The organism is Nocardiopsis sp. LDBS1602 (assembly GCF_035818715.1).
Classification (GTDB): domain Bacteria; phylum Actinomycetota; class Actinomycetes; order Streptosporangiales; family Streptosporangiaceae; genus Nocardiopsis; species Nocardiopsis alba.
The window spans coordinates 376612-393588 of record NZ_JAYLVW010000003.1 but is presented as its reverse complement, the minus strand read 5'-3'; the positions used below and the strand labels follow the sequence as shown (position 1 = coordinate 393588).

12 protein-coding genes are annotated in these 16977 nt (G+C 71.4%); 4 read left to right on the top strand and 8 right to left on the bottom strand.

Going from position 1 to position 16977, the window contains the following annotated elements:
* Window positions 1–228 precede the first annotated feature (228 nt).
* Window positions 229–1533 (top strand): hypothetical protein, encoded by a 1305-nt coding sequence (locus U9J66_RS13690; RefSeq protein WP_326337863.1) that lies wholly within the window; start codon window positions 229–231, stop codon window positions 1531–1533.
* Window positions 1534–1587: 54 nt separating this feature from the next.
* Here U9J66_RS13690 and U9J66_RS13685 read toward each other — a convergent pair whose 3' ends face one another.
* The 5 genes from U9J66_RS13685 to U9J66_RS13665 are packed head-to-tail and all read right to left on the bottom strand — an operon-like array spanning window position 1588 to window position 8958.
* Window positions 1588–2769: a vWA domain-containing protein gene (locus U9J66_RS13685; RefSeq protein ID WP_326337862.1), complete on the bottom strand. Its 1182-nt coding sequence runs from the start codon at window positions 2767–2769 to the stop codon at window positions 1588–1590.
* Complete coding sequence (locus U9J66_RS13680; RefSeq protein ID WP_326337861.1) at window positions 2766–5081, bottom strand: DUF5682 family protein; 2316 nt, start codon at window positions 5079–5081, stop codon at window positions 2766–2768. Before U9J66_RS13680 ends, U9J66_RS13685 begins: the two co-directional genes overlap by 4 nt.
* On the bottom strand, window positions 5081–6211 hold the full coding sequence (locus U9J66_RS13675; RefSeq protein WP_014910453.1) for an ATP-binding protein: 1131 nt from the start codon (window positions 6209–6211) through the stop codon (window positions 5081–5083). The genes U9J66_RS13680 and U9J66_RS13675 overlap by 1 nt, the downstream gene beginning before the upstream one ends.
* Complete coding sequence (locus tag U9J66_RS13670) at window positions 6212–7714, bottom strand: DUF5691 domain-containing protein (protein WP_326337859.1); 1503 nt, start codon at window positions 7712–7714, stop codon at window positions 6212–6214.
* Window positions 7711–8958, bottom strand: a complete 1248-nt coding sequence (locus tag U9J66_RS13665) for an SWIM zinc finger family protein (RefSeq protein WP_081536565.1) — start codon at window positions 8956–8958, stop codon at window positions 7711–7713. Before U9J66_RS13665 ends, U9J66_RS13670 begins: the two co-directional genes overlap by 4 nt.
* A gap of 560 nt (window positions 8959–9518) precedes the next feature.
* On the opposite strand from U9J66_RS13665, the gene U9J66_RS13660 reads away from it, so the two are divergent.
* Together U9J66_RS13660 and U9J66_RS13655 are read left to right on the top strand one after the other, a co-directional pair.
* Window positions 9519–10901: a cytochrome P450 gene (locus tag U9J66_RS13660; protein WP_017534426.1), complete on the top strand. Its 1383-nt coding sequence runs from the start codon at window positions 9519–9521 to the stop codon at window positions 10899–10901.
* A gap of 650 nt (window positions 10902–11551) precedes the next feature.
* Window positions 11552–12736, top strand: a complete 1185-nt coding sequence (locus U9J66_RS13655) for a carboxylate-amine ligase (RefSeq protein ID WP_014908254.1) — start codon at window positions 11552–11554, stop codon at window positions 12734–12736.
* A 105-nt stretch (window positions 12737–12841) separates the two neighbouring features.
* Here U9J66_RS13655 and U9J66_RS13650 read toward each other — a convergent pair whose 3' ends face one another.
* Window positions 12842–13837, bottom strand: a complete 996-nt coding sequence (locus U9J66_RS13650) for a carbohydrate kinase family protein (RefSeq protein WP_326337858.1) — start codon at window positions 13835–13837, stop codon at window positions 12842–12844.
* A complete protein-coding gene (locus U9J66_RS13645) occupies window positions 13834–15105 on the bottom strand; it encodes an AGE family epimerase/isomerase (protein WP_326337857.1) in 1272 nt (423 codons plus the stop codon). Before U9J66_RS13645 ends, U9J66_RS13650 begins: the two co-directional genes overlap by 4 nt.
* 179 nt (window positions 15106–15284) lie before the next feature.
* On the opposite strand from U9J66_RS13645, the gene U9J66_RS13640 reads away from it, so the two are divergent.
* Window positions 15285–16133, top strand: coding sequence for an SDR family oxidoreductase (locus U9J66_RS13640; protein WP_014912361.1), 849 nt, complete (start codon window positions 15285–15287; stop codon window positions 16131–16133).
* Here U9J66_RS13640 and U9J66_RS13635 read toward each other — a convergent pair.
* Window positions 16126–16959, bottom strand: a complete 834-nt coding sequence (locus U9J66_RS13635; RefSeq protein WP_014909098.1) for an alpha/beta fold hydrolase — start codon at window positions 16957–16959, stop codon at window positions 16126–16128. The two genes, U9J66_RS13640 and U9J66_RS13635, sit on opposite strands and share 8 nt — an antisense overlap.
* Window positions 16960–16977 lie beyond the last annotated feature (18 nt).

The window sequence follows — 16977 nt, the reverse complement described above, 5'->3', positions numbered from 1 at the left end:
GGCGAACCTCTGGGGGCAGGGCGGGGACACCTCCATCGATCCCTCGCCCGCGAACGGTGGCCGCGCCCGGGGAGTCGTAGGCTTCCCCCGTCCCCCAGCCGACGAGGTTCGTACATGCGTTTCTTCCCCATCCGTCTACGACCGCGGAACATCGCTCGACAGCCCGGGCCGCCCCCGCCACCTTCCTCTGAACCGTTGCAGGGGGAGTTGCCCCCGTACCACGACCACGTGGTGCGTATCGGAGTGGAGGTCGAACCTCGGGACGAGGCCCACTTCCTGGCGACGGTGGGCGGTCGACCCTGGCAGTACCGACGCCTGGACGAAGGCGAGTACGACGTGCACATCGCGGTCTCCGGCGCGACGTTGGGCTCCACCGGAGCGGCCCTGGCCGAGATCCACCACGTGTTGGCCCGGTCCGGCGTGAGCGCCCGGGTCGTGTTCGCGACCCGACTGCGCCCCCGCCCCACGCCGTTCCGCAGGTACCGGGTCCTGCCCCGTGGATGGTCACCCGCCCGGGAATGGCTCGCCGCCCCGATTCGAGGGCTGATGTTCTGGAGGTCCAAGGGAACACTTCAGGCGACGTCGCTCACCGAGGCACGATCCCGGTTGGACGACTTCGTGGCACGCAACCCGCAGGTCGGACGAGCCGACCGTCTCATGGTGGTCGGTCCACCGGGCCCTTCCGGCGTGACGGGCGCGAGCGCCGACCGGGCGGAGGATCCGATGGACGGTCTGCTCCTCCCCTCGGCCATCGTTCTTCTGGTCGGGGCCGGAGCGGTCTTCATCGGCCTGTGGGCGACCCTGTGGCGGCCCGAGGGATCGTCGACCCGGCACGCCGTCGCGTTCCTGATCTCCCTTCCCTGCCTGTTCGGTGTATGGCAGATGTTCCGCCGGATCCCCGAAGGGCGCATCAATACCTGGCTCCCCTTGGGGTTGACCGCCTTGGCGGCCCCGTTGACGATCGGCCTGAGCAACTTCAGCCGGGACGTCTACCTCCAGGCGTTCGGGATCTCTCCCGGGGACGTCCCGCTCTCCGGCCAAGGTCGGCTCTTCGCCGTGGCGGACACCCTGCCACTGGTGATGTTCTCCCTTCTCCTCTCCCTGGGGGTGTTCGGGCTCCTCCGGTACTTCCACTTCACCGTTCGTGGCGACCTTCGGCTACTCCAGTGGTCGATGGCCCTCCTCGCCGTCCTCCTCTACGGACTCACCTCCGTGACGGTCCTCCTGGAACGGGACACCCGGCGAGGCCTGGACCATGTCGCCCACTACCAGGCCGAGGGCGGTCCCGCCCGAGGACATACCGGTCTCACCCCGTCCGTGGTGTGCGTGGAGACCGGCACCGACCCGGTCCATCGGATCGGACCGCCGCTCACCACCGATCGCCCGGTGCTGTACTTCGACGGGGCGAACAACGTCGATCTCCTCTGGGACCGTGAACACGGTCTGACCAAGGTCACCCGCTTCTCGGTGAGTCTCACACCGGTGCCCGATCTGAACGCGGACTGTCCCGAACCGGGATCCGCCGACGACTGATCGCCATGGAGGGTGGGCGGGGCCGCGGAGGATCCGGCCCCGCCCTGGAGCGGTCTACTCGTCGAGGTGTTTGTCGACCCAGGCATCGAGGGGACGGCCCTGGATGGCCGCCGCCATGAGCTCCGGGAACATGTCCGGAGTGCAGGCGAACGCCGGCACGCCCAGCTCCGCGAGGGCCGCCGCGTTGCGGCGGTCGTAGAACGGCGCGCCCTCGTCGGACAGCGCCAGCAGGACGACCACCTGCACGCCCGCGGACTTCATGGCCGAGACCCGCTTGAGCATCTCCGCGCGGACCCCGCCCTCGTAGAGGTCGCTGATCAGGACGAAGATCGAGTCCTGAGGCCGGTCGATCAGCCCCTGGCTGTAGGCGATCGCCTTGTTGATGTTGGTCCCGCCGCCCAGCTGGGTGCCGAACAGCACCTCCACGGGGTCGGTGAGCTGGTCGGTCAGGTCGACGACGGCGGTGTCGAAGACGACCAGGGAGGTCTTGAGCGTGCGCATCGAGGCGAGTACCGCCCCGAAGACGCTCGCGTAGACCACCGAGGAGGCCATGGAGCCGCTCTGGTCGATGGCCAGCACCACGTCCTTCTGCACCCCTCGGCTACGGCGCCCGTGCCCGATGAGGGTCTGCGGGATCACCGTGCGGTGCTCGGGCAGGTAGTGCGCGAGGTTACGGCGAATCGTGGCGTTCCAGTCGATGTCGGAGACGCGACGCGGTCGGTGGGTCTTGGTCGAGCGGTCGATCGCCCCGCCGATCTCCGAGCGGGTCTTCTGCGCCACCCGCTTCTCCAGGTCCTCGACGACCTTGCGCACGATCTCCCGAGCGGTCTCACGTGCCTCGGCCGGCATCACCCGGTTGAGGGAGAGCAGGGTGCCGACCAGATGCACGTCGGGTTCGACGGCCTCCATCATCTCGGGCTCGAGCAACAGTTGGCCGAGCCCCAGCCGTTCCATGGCGTCGGTCTGCATCACCCGGACGACGGACGTGGGGAAGTACTCGCGGATGGCGCCCAACCATCGGGCCACACGGGGCGCGGATCCGCTGAGGTCGGCACCCCGTTCACCATCGCCCACCCCGCTGCCGGTGGTCCGGGAGCCGCGGTTGTACAGGGCCGCGAGGGTCGAGTCCATCGCCTGGTCGCTCCCGCTCAGGGTGGCGCAGTCGGCGTCCCCGCCCAGGACCAGACGCCAGCGTCGGGCCCGTTCGGTGTGGCCGACCTCGGTGGTGGCGTTCACGCGCCGCTCCTTTCGAGCAGTCCCAGTACGGCGGCGACCGCCGGAGCGGCCCGCCTCTCGTCCACGGGTCGTCGTTCCCGGACTCGAGTACCGCCGCCGGTGTCGAGCCTGGTCACGGCGGTACCGATCTCCTGACGTTCGCCTCCGCCGAAGGCCCCGAAGGTACGGCGCAACAACGGCAGGATCGCGACGAATCGCTCCTCGGAGAGCCCCAGGAGCCAGGTGTCGATCAGACCCAGCAGTCGGTCGTCGTGCACCAGGATCAGCCCGCTTCCCTGAAGGAAGCCCTCCAGCCAGGCGACCGCCCGGGTGGGTTCGACGCCCGGGGACATCACCAGCCCCAGGCGTCGACGCAGTTCCTCGGCGTCGACCCGCCCGGCGTCGGTGAGGATGCGATTGACCCGACCGGCGATCCGCCCGGGCACGTTCTCCCGTACGGCCAGGTCGGCGAGGGTGTCGAGCCATTCGGCCAGGTCGTCGCCGAGCAGGGTGGCGGCGCCGTTGGTCTCGTCGATCGCCTGGACGAAGCGGCCCGCGGCGTCGTCGTCCAGTCCGCGTACCGCGCCGACCAGACCGATCCGTACACGGGTCAGGATCTCGCGGGCGACGGAGCGCAGGTGGCCGCCGTCGGTTCCGCGCACGTCGCCGTAGCGGGTGGAGCGGGCCAGCGGTGGCAGCGCCGACATCAGGTGGGTGATGTCGGCGTCGGTGGCCGCCCGATCGGTGAGCCGGGCGAGCACCTCCGGCAGGGCCTCGCCGAGATCGGCGAACAGGCACTGTTCGGTGAGCTTGGTGAGGGTGGGCAGTTCGGCCGCCTCGGCGATCTCCACCGTGCGCGCGACCGCGGCGGAGGAGACGGTGGTGCCCCACCGCGCGGCCTCGATGAGGGCGACGTCCATCTCGGGGTGCCAGCGCAGTCGCCAGCTCTCCCGGAAGGTGCCCCGGCCTCCGCCTCCGTGCGGGGTCGGGATCCCCCACTCGACCCCGAGCAGGCGGAGTCGGTGCAGCAGCACGCTACGTGCTCGGTGGCTCTCCTTGCGCAGGTCCAGGTCGAGGTCGCGTTCGAAGGCCTCGGGCTTGAGGCGCAGCCTCTTCTGTTCGGCGATGAGGTCGCGCTGGAGCGGCACCATCGGGGTCTCCGGCGGCACCGACCCGAGTCGTTCCCCGATCGCCATCCGGCCGTGCACCAGGGCGGCGCGTGTCCCCTCGCCCTCGCACAGGACCGCGGTGACCGCCTCGGAGACCTCGTCGAGTCCGGCGAGCGGGCGCCCGCGCAGCACGGCGAGGGTCTCGGCCAGCCGCACGCCCTCGATGACGTGGGAGGAGGACACCTGCTGCCCCTCCTCCCTCAGCAGCCGGGCGGCCTCGGTCAGCCACCGGTGCACCGGACGATCCGGAGCGGTGAACAGGTGGTGGTACCAGCCCGGGGAGGTCACCCCGGCCCCGTATCCGCCGGCGGACGCCAGACGTCCGTGGGTCCACGGCACCCAGGTCGCCGCCGTCTTCACCTTGGGCAGCCCCTTGAGCAGGGCGACGTCGTCCTTGACCTTGTAGTCCGCCAGGTCGCGCAGGGCCGGGGCGTGCCAGGCTCCGCAGACCACGGCGATCCGCTCGTGCCCCTGTCGGAGCGCGGCGCGCAGGGTCTGACGCATGTGGGCCTCGCGGCGCGCCTCACGGCCGGTGGCGGGCCCGGCCTCGGCCCGGACGGCCGCCATGGCGTCGGCGATCGCGGGGAAGGGAGAGGGCTCCCCGTCTCCACGCTGTTCGACGACGTCGTCCCACCAGCGTTCGGCGTCGTCGTAGCCGGCCGCCGAGGCGAGCACTCCGAGGGGGTCGACCCGTTCCCGTGGGGGTTCGGTCTTCTCCTGTTCCTCTTCCTCGCCGTCGGTCGTCTCGGCCGCGGCGAGCCGTTCGGCGAGGGTGTGGGAGGCGGGCAGGTCGCAGAAACGCACCGGCACGCCGTTCTCGTGGGCGTGGCGCAGGGCCGCCCACTCGGGCGAGAAGCTCGCGAACGGCCAGAACGCCCATCCGTCCGTGGAGCGTCGGCGCGCGGTCTCGGCCGCCTCGGCGTCCCGTTCGGCGTCCTTGCCCTTCGCCTTGGGTGTGTCGGCCAGGTGCACCAGCAGTGCCACCGGCGGCTCGAGGCCGCCGACCAGGGAGGTCAGGGCGTCGGCCTCGGGCGGTCCCTCGATCAGGACCAGGTCGGGCTCGATCTCGTCCAGGGCGGCCACCACGGCCCGGGCCGAACCCGGACCGTGGTGGCGGACTCCCAGGACACTCACCTTGGAGGTGTCCGTACGGGACGATCCCATCAGGCGCCCACCTCGCGGCAGGCACGGTAGAAGTCGGTCCAACCCTCGCGCTCGCGGGCGACGGTCTCCAGGTACTCGCGCCACACGACCCCGTCGGCGACCCGGTCCTGGACGACGGCGCCCTGAATGCCGGCGGCGACGTCGGCCGGTCGCAGGATCCCGTCGCCGAAGTGCGCGGCCAGGGCGATCCCGTTGGTGATCACCGAGATCGCCTCGGCGGTGCTCAGGGTGCCGCTGGGGGACTTGAGCTTCGTGCCGTTGTCCTCGGTGACTCCGGAGCGCAGCTCGCGGAAGACGGTCACGACGCGCTGGATCTCGGTGAGGCTGGTCGGCACCTCGGGCAGTTCCAGGGAACGGCCGAGCTGCTCGACCCGCTGGGTGACGATGCGCACCTCGTCCTCGGCGCTGTCCGGCACCGGCAGCACCACGGTGTTGAAGCGGCGGCGCAGCGCGCTGGACAGGTCGTTGACGCCCCGGTCGCGGTCGTTCGCGGTGGCGATGATGTTGAAGCCACGCTGTGCCTGGACCTCGATGCCGAGCTCGGCGACGGGCAGGGCCTTCTCCGACAGGACGGTGATGAGTCCGTCCTGCACGTCGGAGGGCATGCGGGTGAGCTCCTCGATGCGCCCGATGGACCCGCGGGCCATCGCGGTCATGACGGGGCTGGGCACGAGGGCGGCCTCGGAGGGGCCCTCGGCGAGCAGCCGGGCGTAGTTCCACCCGTACCGGACCGCCTCCTCGGAGGTACCGGCGGTGCCCTGGACGAGCAGGGTGGAGTCACCGGCGATGGCGGCGGCCAGGTGCTCGGACAGCCAGGTCTTGGCGGTTCCGGGGACACCGATGAGCAGCAGGGCGCGGTCGGTGGCCAGGGTGGCGACGGCGACCTCCACGACCCGGCGCGAGCCGATGTACTTGGGGGTGATCTCGGTGCCGTCGTCGAGGGTGGCGCCCAGCAGGTACCGCGTGACCGCCCACGGGGACAGCTTCCAGCCCGGGGGACGCGTGCGGTCGTCGACCTCGGCCAACGCCTTCAGTTCGGCGGCGTAGGTCTGTTCGGCGTGGGGGCGCAGAGCGGTACCGGCCCGGGCGGCGGACTCGGTGTCGGCGGGGGAGGCTTCGATGGTGGTCAACTAGAGCTCCTTGTGCATGTCTTGGCGAAGGCGGAGGGTCTCGCGGAGGCGGAAGTAGACGTCGGCCTCCTTCTCGTACGGCGCCTGCTCCGGGAGGAGCGCCAGGTGTTCGGGGGGCATGTGGGCGGCGATGGTCTCGTAGAGCAGCCTGTGGCCGCGTACTCGGCGCCGTTCGGTGGTCCGGGCCGTCCATCGGGCCACGCCCTCGGACAGCCCGGGTGTCCAGGGGGCGTCGATGGCGAGGAGCAGCCGGCCCAGGGCCTCGGGGTAGGTGATCCCTTCCAGGAGGGCGAGGACCCGGTCGCAGCGTTCGGCCGCCGGGAGCGGAGCGAAGAGTACGCGCAGACGCTGCCGTCCCCGTCCGTCGGCGTCGTCGCCCGCCACGGCTGCCAGGCCGATCTCGGGGTCGTCGAGTACCGCGCGGGACCAGTCGGCGTCCCCTCGCAGACAGACGGCGTCGACGAGCGCGTCCCTCGTCTCGGGGTGGGCCGCGGCCAGGGCCAGGACCCCCGCCGGGTCGGTGTCGAGCCGTTCGGTCCACACGTCCAAGGGGGTGTGGACGATCAGGACCTGGACGCGTTCCCGGCGCTCTCTCGGGCTCTCCTTCGTCTCCGTCGGCACGGCCAGGGCGAGGTCGCGGAACAACCCGGTCTCCGAGGCCTCCGGGGTGTCGACCTCGAACACCCACGAGGTGCCGCGATCGACTCTCAGCCGACGCCGCAGATGGTCGCGGAGCCGATGGGCGTGGGCGCTGTCGGGCAGGCGGGAGAGGAGGGCCAGGGCACGACCTCGGACACCGGCGCCGCGGTCGTCCAGCGCCGTCTCCAGCAGAGGTTCGTCGTCCGGCCCTAGATGGGGTTCGAGGGCGTCGAGGAGGGCCTGCCGGACCTCGACCTTGGACTCTCCAGGCCAGGCCTCGGCGAGCAGGGTCCCGGCCGTGGCCGGGTCCTGGGCCCTCAGCGCGAGCAGGGTCCTGCGACGCTCTTCCGGCCCACCGGCCTTCCAGGTCTCCTCGTCGAAGGTGTCGCCCGGCAGGGGTTCGGCCGTCACGAACGACCAGACCGGGTTGAGTCCGGCCAGCCAGGCGCCCCGGGGGCCCGCGGCGGCGGCCACCGCGGGGCGCAGAACCGCGGTGCGGTAGGCGCGGTCGAGCAGGTCGGGAAGCCGCTCGTAGGGGACGCCTCGTCCGGAGCGGGCCGCCAGCTCCAACCATTCGGGCAGAAGGTCGGGGTGGGAGGACAGGACGAGGTCGAGGAGTCGGGCCGCCGTGTCGCCGACCCTGGGCCGAGGGTCGGGCGCGTCGGGAGCGATGGGGGTGGCGGCGTGCGCCGTGTACCCGGCCTGCCGGCGGATCGTGTCCAGGGCGGCCAGGTCGAGCAGGGCCTCGGCGTCCTCGTCGCGAGCGGGCATGCCGGCCACGGTGGCGACCGAGCGTCGGGTGGTGCCGATCAGGGCGGTGGAGACCAGGTGTTCCCAGTCGGGGGTCTCGGGGGCGGGGTTCACAGGACGGTCGCCTTTCCGTCTTCGTCCCACAGAGTCATGGGGGTCAATCCGGTCCTGGGGGACCATTCGGCGGCCACGGTGGCGGGACGCCCTCCGGTGACCGCGAGGTGGCTCCACAACGTGGCGGTGTCCATGGGCAGCGCGGCCCCGTTCCGATCCGCCAGATACCAGCGCTCCTCTCGGGCGGGCGCGGCGGCCTCCAGCACGACCGGCCACGCCTCCAGCCACGGATCCGCGGCCAGGGCGAGGGCGTAGGAGTCCAGAGCGGCCTCCACGTCCCCTCCCTCGGGGCACGAGACGGGGCGCTCGGTCATGGCGTCGGTCCGGACCGCTCGGAGACCGTCGGGGTGGAAGGCGAGCTCTCCCTCGACCTCGATACCCCCTCGGAAGGGGGGCTCCGGGCTCTCCCCGGGACGGAAGAAGGTGAGGGTCAGGGCCCACCGGTCGCTCTCCGCCCCGCGCAGCCAGGTCCGGAGAAGACGCATGCCGTCGGGGGTGAGCCCCTCGCGGTGACCCAGGACCCGCCAGGTGTCCTTCACCCGCTCACCGGATGACAGGACCTCCTCGGTACGGGTGCTGATACCCACGCGTGAGCGCAGCACCGCCCGGGTCCGCTCGTCGACGCCGTCCCTGGAGAGGTAGCCGTCGACCAGCAGGTGGAGCAGGCCGAGTCGTTCCAGCACACGGTCGGGCCAGTGCTCGCCGCCGCCCCGCTGGGGCAGCATGGTGACCAGACCGGCCGCGCCTCCGGCCTTGGCGTCCACCAGCCGTTTGGCCATCCGGTCCCAGTGGCCGTACTCCAGTCGGGGCACCTCGGCCAGGCCGCTGTCGACCTGGTCGTTCAGCCACACGCGCAGTTCCTCGATCCCCGCGGCGACCGTCTCCTCCCTGGCCCGCAGGGTGGCGGCGGCCTTCTCCGGGTCGACGGGGGTGGCCGCGGCCACGGCCGCGCGCTGTTTCCGCGCCGCCCTTCCGGAGAGCCAGGAGTTGACCCATTCGGGCTTTTCGTCCCTCTTTTCGACCTCTCCTCCACTCCACAGAGCGAGGAGGGCCAGAACGTGTTTGCAGGGAATCTTCCGGCTGGGGCAACTGCATTTATAGGCGGGCCCCTCACCGCCGTCCAGATGTACGGCTGCCAGGTACGGTTTGGACCCGCTCCCTTTACACTCACCCCACACGGCGGAGGTCCCGCCGCCGTCGGCGGCGACCGTTCCGCACTCGGGCCAGGAACCGGGCCGGGCCACCTTGAGTGCCGCCTTGTGTGATGAGGAATCCGGGGCCAGAGCCCACACCTCGTCGGTAGTCCATCGATCGCTCACACAGACGACACTAGAGGGCACCACCGACATTCCGGCGGTTCGCGGACCGCCCCCGCACACCTCTTCCGACGCCCTTTCGCGGGCGCTCCGACCGGCGAGGTCTCGACGTCCGCGCCACCCACCCCGTCCCGCCCGGTACGCCGTACGCCGCCCGTCACCGTCCGTGGGCGTCGAAGCGTCGGACGTCACGGCCGCCCCCGATCGTCCCGGAAAACGGAGATATCACCACAGAGGCCGAGAAGAACATACTTGTAACACGGCGACCCATAATGCAATCACGATAAATGAATGTCTGAATTGCTGAACGACCCTCATTAACTTAGAATGAGCCACCCTCGGCCGCATATCCCTACACGAACGCACAACCGAACATCAGAGGCCGGTTCAACCCCGTTTCCCCCTTCACATCACCATGGCATCACCTCGTCTTCTCGAAGGGAGCGAAGCGGACCACGAATCCTCATTCCGGTAGTCCGCGCACCCGTATGACCACCACCCGAAACGACGGCGAGACCCCCGCGTCCGTCTCCGGTTGCCCTGCCGACATCACCCGCCTGTACGGGAACTCTCCGCCCGGCGGCCGCGACGACCTGTGGAAGCGCCTGCGCGAACGACACGGCCCCGTCGCACCGGTCGAACTCGAACCCGGTGTTCGCGCCTGGCTGCTGCTCGACTACCAGGAGAACCTCACCCTCCTCCAACAGCCGCACCTGTTCTCCCGGGACACCCGCCGTTGGCGCGAGGCCATCGAAGGCCGCGTCGATCTGGCCAAGACCCTCCCGATGATGTCCTGGCTCCCCAACGCCCTCTACGCGGACGGCGCCGAGCACACTCGACTGCGCGCCCCGATCATGGACGGTCTGGCCAAGGTCGACATGACCGCGACGGCCCGCATGGTGCGCCAGATCGCCGACGAACTGGTCGACGCGTTCGTGGCCCGGGGCAGCGCCGACCTGATCGGCGAATACGCCTCCCCACTGCCGACCCTGGTGATCAACCGGCTCTTCGGCCTGCCCGACAGCTACGGGCACATGCTCGGCGACCTCACCACCTCCGTGTTCGGCGAGGACGCCGAACGCGCCGAGGAGGCGGTCGCCCGCATGCAGCAGTACTTCGCCGGTCTGGTGGCGCGCAAGGCCGACAAGCCCGGGCCCGACCTGGCGAGCCGAATGCTCGAACACCCGTCGGGCCTGTCCCCGAACGAGGTCGCCTACCAGGCGGCTCTCATCATCAGCGCGGGCCACATGCCCACCACCCACCTCGTCGGCAACGCCATGCGCACCCTGCTCACCGACGAGGTCATCCGCGCCGCCCACGCCGACGCGCGTCTGCCCACGCACGATCTCCTGGACCACGTGATGTGGACCAACACCCCGCTCCAGGTCCTGGCGGGGCGGATCGCGCTCCGGGACGTGCGGATCGGCGAGACCCAGATCCGCGCGGGCGACGCCCTGCTGCTGGCGATCGACGCGGCGCACCGCGACCTGACCCTGCGACGCGGGCAGACCGCGCCCGACACCGGCCTGGCCGCCGGAAGCCGCGCCCACCTGGCGTTCGGCGCGGGTCCGCACAGTTGCCCCTCGCGCGACCTGGCCAGAATGATGGCCTCGATCGGGGTCTCCGTACTCCAGGAGCGCCTGCACGGCCTGCGGTCGGCGGTGCCCCCGGAGGAGCTGCGCCTGATGCCCTCCCCGTTCCTGAGGGGACTGCGCGAGCTTCCGGTCACCTTCCAGCCCGACACACCGAAGGGCGCTCCCGGGCCCCTGACCCAGGAGATGGAGCCGGTCCAGGCCGTGGCGGAGGAGGAGACCCCTCCGGAGGACCTGCTCGGACGACTGTTGAGCTGGTGGCGCGGCCTGCGCGGCTGACCCCGGCGCCCACCGGCCCTCGAGGACCGGTGCTCACGACGAACGCCCCCGTACCGGGGCCGTGTTCGCGATACGAACGGGGCGAACCGGAAGGATCCCGGTCCCCCGACACCGAACCCTCCTTCGACGAGGGCCCTGACCCACGACGGCCGCGCCGTCCGTGGACCACCGCCGTCCGAGCCGGAGGAAGACCCCGCTCCGAAACCCTCTTCCCCTCCCGTTCCCCGCCGCCGACCGGACATCGAGGACCAGGGTCGACAGACGGGCGCGCACTCGCCGCCCGGGGAGAAGGGAAGAGGGGCCTTTCGGAAGGCCCCACGTGCTCGCCCTGGTGAACGAGGACCCTTGTGAGAGAGGGGAGAATTCGAAAGCCCGGTGTGGAAGGCGTTTCCTTCGGCCTGGAACACGTCCCCGAAGAAACGTGATGACGATCACCACCGCTTTCCCATCCTCCTCCGATCCGCCTTTCGTCACCCCTTTTCCGGAGGATCACGCTCCGACGCTGCACCGACACCTCATCGATGAATGCGGCAAACGCGACATACAACTCTCTGGATAGCTTTTTCTTCTCTTCTGGACACTGTCGTGGCCTCTCGGCACGGGATATCCAGTGCGGGACACCCCAGGACGGAACGGCAGAGAGGACCCGCATGAAGAACCACTCCCTGACCGCGGTCGACCACCGTGCCCCGGTCGAGGCCGCGGACCGACCCCTCACCTTCGGTGTGGAGGAGGAGTTCTTCGTCGTCGATCCGCGCACCCGCCGGATCCTGTCCCGAGCCCCCGACGTCCTGGCCCGCGCACGCGGCCTCACCGACCGGCTGTGCGGGGAGTTCACCGACGCCCAGGTCGAGGCCAACAGCCCCGTGTGCGCCACCGCGGAGGACGCCCGCGACTTCCTGACCGCCGCCCGCGAGGAACTGCGTCGGGCGGCCGACGAGGTCGGGCTGGCCGTGGCCGCCACCGGAACACCGATCCTCGGCGACCCCGCGTCGGCCCGGGTCAGCAAGGGCAGGAGGTACTCCGACATCTCCGCCCGCTTCGGCACCCTGCGCGAATCCCACGTGGTGTGCGGCTGTCATGTTCACGTGGGCATCCCCGACCGGTCCACGGCCGTGTCCGTCAGCGATCACCTGCGCCGTTGGCTCCCGTTCCTGGTGGCGCTCTCCGCCAACTCCCCCTTCCACGACGGCCACGACAGCGGCCACGCCAGCTGGCGAACGGTCACCTGGAACCGGCTCCCCTCGGCCGGACCGCCCCCGCTGTTGCGTTCTCTGAGCGAGCACGAACGCGCGGTCCACGAACTGTCCGACACCGGGGCGATCCTCGACCGCCACATGGTCTACTGGGACATCCGCCTCTCCGACCACCTGCCCACTCTGGAGATCCGGGTCGGCGACGTGGCCGCGACCGCCGAGGAGGCCCTGCTCTTCGCCACCCTCACCCGCGGTCTGGTCGGCCGGGCCCTGATCGAGGTCGGGGACGGTGCCCCGGCCCCCGATATCTCGGGCCAGACCCTGCGCGCCGCCGTCTGGCGGGCCGCCAGGGACGGACTGGAGGGGTTGATCCCCGATCCGTTGACCGGCGAGACCCTCCCCGCCGCCACCGCGATGGAGCGGCTGCGCCGGGCCGCCTTACCCGGTTTGGCTCTCACCGGGGACACCGACCTCGTCTCCGAACTGCTCGAACGGGTTCTGGCCGTGGGTTCGGGCGCCGCCCGCCAGCGTGCCGTGTACGCCGAACGGGGGCGGATGAGCGACGTCGTGGACCATGTGCTCGCCCAGACCCGGGAAGGGCTGGCGGCCGCCCCCCGTCGCGGACGTCCCCTCCTCTGAGCCTCGGGACGCCCGAGGGCCGAAGACCCGCCGGCCCCGGGCTTCGAGGGTCGTCGGCGGCCCGACCCGGGGCGGGCGTCCTCCGCGCCCGCCCCGGGTCCGTCCCTAAGAGGCGACGCCGTTCTCCGAGAGAGCGGCGTCCAGCTCCGCACGAGTGGGCGGGTCGGCCCCTTCACGGGTGACCGTACGCGCCGCCGCCGTGGCGGCGTGGGTCAGCAGGGAGACCAGATCGCCCTCGGTCAGCCCCGAGAGCCGTGCGCGCGGGTCCTCCCCCAGACGTCCGTCCAGGTCGAGGCGGTGCAGCAGGGCGCCCATGAACGAATCGCCGGCGCCCACCGTGTCCACCACGTCCACCACGGGAGCGGGCACCGAGGCCGACACCCCGTGCGAGAGGGCGAAGGCGCCCTTCCCGCCCAGGGTGACCACGACCAGAGCCGGACCCAGGGCCGCCAAGGCCTCGGCCGCCTTCTCCGGGGAGCGGTCCGGGTAGAGGAAGTCCAGGTCCTCGTCGCTGGCCTTGACCACGTGCGCCCGTGCGACGTGCCGCAGGACCAGGGACCTGGCGGTCTCCGGATCGCCGATCACCTCACGCCGGATGTTGGGGTCGAGGGAGACCGTCACCCGTCCCCGAGAGTGCTCCCGGCTCAACAGCCCCTCGATGAGGGCCGCGCCCGGCTCCCGGAACAGGGCGATCGAGGCCGCGTGCAGGGCCACGACCTCGGTGTCCAGTTCCCTCGGCAGTTCCTCGGCGCGCCAACGCCAGTCGGCGGCGTCGTCCATGCGGAAGTCGTACACGGCGGCCCCGTCCGCGCCCAGGGTCGCCAACGCCAACGCCGAGGGCTCCTCGGCGTCGATCAGACCGGCCGGGTCCAGCCCCTCGGACAGCAGTCGCTCACGGATCATGGCGCCGAACCCGTCGGAGCCGATCCGGGCGAGCAGCCGGGTGGGGATCCCCAAGCGGGCCGTGGCGACCGCCGTGTTCGCCGGCCCCCCGCCGGGAGAGGCCTTGAGGGTGCCCGGACCCCGCCCCGCGGGCAGCAGGTCCATGACGTTCTCCCCGATCACCACGAGGCGGGGCGAGGCCCCCTGTCGGTCGCTCATGTGTGCTTCCTGTTCCGTCCGTCGGCCGGCAGCGCGGCCGCGATCGAGGTGGACAGGCCGATCTGCGGCAGGAGAACGGCCTGATAGGGGTGGTAGACGTCGGGTTTGCCCGCCCACACCGAGGCGGCCGGGCTCCCGTCCGGATCCAGTTCGTGTCGCCAGCCGCCGTGTTCACGGTCGACGTGGAACCGGTCGGCGTAGGCCCACCAGCGTTCCAGATGTTCGCCGTAGGAGGCCTTCCCGGTCCTCTGACCCAGGGTCCAGGCGGTCATGGCGGCCTCGGCGATCACCCAGTGCATGCGCTGACGCACCACCGGACGGTCCTCCCAGTCCAGGGTGTAGACGAAGCCGTCGGTGCCGTCGGTGGCCCACCCGCGCCGTACGGCGTTGTCGAAGAGGAGTTCGGCGTCGGTGAGCGCCCAACCCGGCACCGGCTCCCCCGCTCGCTCCAACGCCTTCTCCAGATGGACGAGCAGACGGGCCCATTCCAGCAGGTGGCCGGTGGTGCTGCCGAACGGCCGGAAGGGGTGGTCCGGACGATCGCGGTTGTAGTCCGGAAGCGGTTCCCAGTCGGGGGTGAAGTGCTCGGGAAGCCGCCAGTCGTGGGCGGCGGCGACACCATGGATCAGACGCTCGGCGATGGCGGCGGCCCTGCGGACCCACCGTGTGTCACCGGTGACGTCGGCCGCGGCGAGGAAGGCCTCCACACAGTGCATGGCGCTGTTGGCCCCGCGGTAGGACTCGGTGGTGGTCCAGCCGGCGTCCCAGCTCTCGCGGACGCAGTCGGCCGAGGGCTCCCAGAAGTACTCCTCGATCACCCCGAGGGCCTCGTCGAGCAGCTCCCGGGCCCCCGGACGCCCCGCGTGCGCGGCGCTCGCCGCCGCGAGGACCACGAAGGAGTGCGGGTAGGCGGCCTTCCCCGGAAGGGTTCCGGAGCGCTCTCGTACGCTCGCGGCCCCGCCCTCGGGAACCTCGTCGAACCAGCCCCCCGCCTCGGCGTCGCGTAGCGGCCCGGTCAGGGCGGCCACCCCGTGGTCCGCAAGAGCCGCCGCGTCCGCGTCTCCTCGCAGATGAGCCAGCGAGAACACATGCGTCATCCGAGCGGTGATCCAGGTGGCGGTCGGCCTCCCCGACTCCACCCCGCCCCGCGCGTCCAAGTGGCCGAACCCGTCGGGGACCACGGACCCGGCGGCGAAGCGGACCAGACTCCGCTCCTGCTCCTCCAACCATGCGGCCCCACCCGGAACCGGGCGTGTCGATGCGCTCAAACCAGTGCCTCCTCGGGGGTCGTTCAGCGCGTAACGCTATCCCCCGCCGGCCGCCCCGGGAAAGCCCTCACGGCGCCGTCTCGGATCCCGATCGGGTACACCCTCGAAAAACCGGTCGCCCGACGCCGACCGGGCCGGCAGGATCCTTGCGACCGAGCGGCGCGAACCGAGGAGACCACATGACCCAGCAGGAACGGCCGGACCGGGAGGACACCGCGGCCGCCCCGCCGCTCGCTCGGGATCCGCTCCCCCTTCGAGGAAGGACCGCGCTCGTCACCGGCGCGGGACGGCGCGGCGGTATCGGCTACGCGGTGGCGCGGCGACTGGCCGCCTACGGGGCCTCCGTCATGCTCCACCACTTCCGCCCGCACGACGAGGCACAACCCTGGGGCGGGGACGACATCGACGCGGTGGTCGAGGGGGTACGTTCGGTCCTGGCCTGCCCCGAGACCGGGGTGGAGCAGATCGAGGCCGACATGGCCGACCCCCGGACCCCCGAACGGGTGGTCGAGGCGACCATCGCCGAGTTCGGGCACCTGGACATCCTGGTCGCCAACCACGCGCGCAGCGGAGGGGACGGCTCTCTGGCCGAGGTCACCGCCGAGATGCTCGACGGACACTGGGCCGTGGACGCCCGATCGCCGCTGCTCCTGGCCAAGGCCTTCGCCGAACACCACGACGGTCGCCCGGGTGGCCGGGTGCTGTTCATGACGTCGGGACAGTCGCACGGCCCCATGCCCGGCGAGGTCGCCTACGCCTCCGCCAAGGGCGCTCTGGCGCAGATCACCCCCACCATCGCCGCCGAGTTGGGGCCGAGGGGCATCACCGTCAACACGGTCAACCCCGGACCGGTGCAGACCGGCTACATCGAGGGCGACCTGCTGGAACGGGTGGTGCCCATGTTCGCTCTGGGACGTTTGGGAGAGCCGGACGATCCGGCTCGTCTGCTGTCCTGGCTGGCCACCGACGAGGCCGCGTGGATCACCGGTCAGGTGATCAGCTCCGAGGGCGGCTTCCGGTTCACCTGAGCGGTCGGAGCCACGGGTGTTCGTGCGGTCCCCGGTCGGCGGCGTTGCAGGTCCAACGGATGTGCTCGGCCACGGTGAGGGGGTCGTCCGCCATCGGGATGTGACCGACCCCCAACATCGACACCATGCGCGCGTTGGGCACGCGCTGATGGGCGTGTTCGGCGCTGGAGGGCAACAGGGTCCGGTCGCGGTCGCCCCAGGCGATCGTGACCGGGCAGCCGATCGGGCGGGCGGAGAAGTCGTAGTCGGCGATCTTGGGCACCATGCGCACGTACGGGGCTCCGGGTTCGAGCCCCTGGACACCGAAACGGGTCGCCTTGGCCTCGGGCGAGGAGGGGTCCCCCCGCAACGCGATCCGGGCCGCCGCGCGCGCCGGCGGTGTGTCGGCCAGACGCTCCTTGAGCGGCATGGGAAGCCGGGTCGCCAGGTTGGCGACCATTCCCACGGTGCGCATGCCCCAGCGGGCGAGGGTGTCGGAGAAACCGGCCGGGGAGAAGACCGTGACCGATCCGGCCACCCCTTGGACGCCCAGTTCCAGCGCGATCGAGCCGCCCAGGGAGTTGCCCGCCAGGTGGGGGCGCTCGATGCCGTGCAGTTCGCAGAAGTCGCGCACGACCCGCACGAGGCTGTACACGTCGTAGTGCTCCTTGGGCCCGGGGGCCGGGGACTCCCCGAACCCCGGCAGGTCGAGGGAGAACACCTCGTAGTCGTCGACCAGCCGGGGCGATACCGACCGCCAGCTCTGTCTCCGATCACCGAGCCCGTGCAGCAGAACGACCGGGCGGCCGTTGCCGTGCCGCTCGAAGGCGATGCGTCCGGGGTCCATCAACCCTGTCTACCCCCT